Genomic DNA, 1392 nt, shown 5'->3' with positions numbered 1-1392 from the left:
AGTCCCTTCGGGCCAATAGAGGTAGTTTTTCTCAGTTTATTCTGAGGAAATCTACCTTTTTTTGTTTTATAATCAAAGGTAATAAATTTATGTGGGGGAGTACGATGATTCAAAAACAAACGTCTATGGTTTTTAGTTCGTATATGGCCATTTATGATGTAGTGGTTCCAAAGGATAACATGTTACGCAAGATCAATGAACTTATTGACTTTTCTTTTGTGTATGAAGAATTGAGGGACAACTACTGTCTTCATAACGGCAGGAATGCTGTCGATCCAATACGTATGTTTAAATATTTGCTGCTCAAGACCATTCATAACCTATCAGATGTGGATATAGTTGAGCGTTCCAGGTATGATATGTCCTTTAAATATTTCCTCGACATGGCTCCAGAAGATCCAGTTATCGACCCTAGCTCCTTAACGAAATTTCGAAAGCTCCGTTTAAAAGACATAAACCTTTTGGATATGCTCATTCATAAAACCGTTGAGATTGCGATTGAAAAGGAAATCATTAAAAACAAAACGATTATTGTGGATGCCACCCACACGAAAGCCAGATACAATCATAAGACTCCAAAGGAAATATTGATGGACCAATCTAAAAAATTAAGAAAAGTAATCTATTCGATAGATGAAGAGATGAAAAATAAATTCCCGGCCAAAACCACTACTGATGTATTGCAGGATGAAATTGCTTATAGCCAGAAGCTCATCGAGGTAGTGGAAACAGAAGAGCGTATCACCCAATATCCAAAGGTAAAAGAGCAGTTAAATCTATTAAAGGAAACGGTATCCGATGATATTGAACAGTTAAGGATCTCCAAAGACCAAGATGCCAAGATTGGCCACAAGAGCGCTGACTCTTCTTTCTTTGGATACAAAACACATATTGCGATGAGTGAGGAGCGAATCATTACAGCTGCGACTATCACTACAGGTGAAAAAACGGACGGTAAAGAATTAAAGGCATTAGTTGAAAAGAGCACGGCAGCTGGTATGGAGATTGAGACCGTGATTGGGGATGCAGCTTACTCAGAGAAGGGAAATATTGAATACAGTGAAGAAAATAACATTAAACTAGTCGCAAAATTGAATCCTTCAGTTACACAGGGATTCCGGAAGAAGGAAGAGGAATTTCAATTTAACAAGGATGCAGGAATGTACGTTTGTAAGGCTGGGCATTTGGCTATCAGGAAAGCTCGCCAGGGCAAAAAAGATGTAGGGACGAATCAAACAGATACCTATTACTTCGACGTAGAAAAGTGTAAGATTTGTCCCTTTAAAGAGGGCTGTTATAAAGAAGGAGCGAAAAGCAAGACCTATTCTGTCAGTATTAAATCCAATGAACATATAGAACAGGCTACATTCCAGGAGAGTGAATATTTTAAAG

Annotated in this window: 1 protein-coding gene; it reads left to right on the top strand. The window is 38.1% G+C overall.

Translation table 11 applies throughout. The features are described from left to right. Positions 1-104: 104 nt before the first annotated feature. On the top strand, positions 105-1392 hold a 1288-nt coding region (locus ACFX4L_RS25345), incomplete at its 3' end, for an IS1182 family transposase (RefSeq protein WP_377406673.1).

This window comes from Peribacillus sp. YIM B13482 (assembly GCF_042787975.1).
Taxonomy (GTDB): domain Bacteria; phylum Bacillota; class Bacilli; order Bacillales; family DSM-1321; genus Peribacillus; species Peribacillus simplex_A.
The sequence above is the reverse complement of the archived record's forward strand: the minus strand, read 5'-3'. Positions and strand labels throughout refer to the sequence as shown.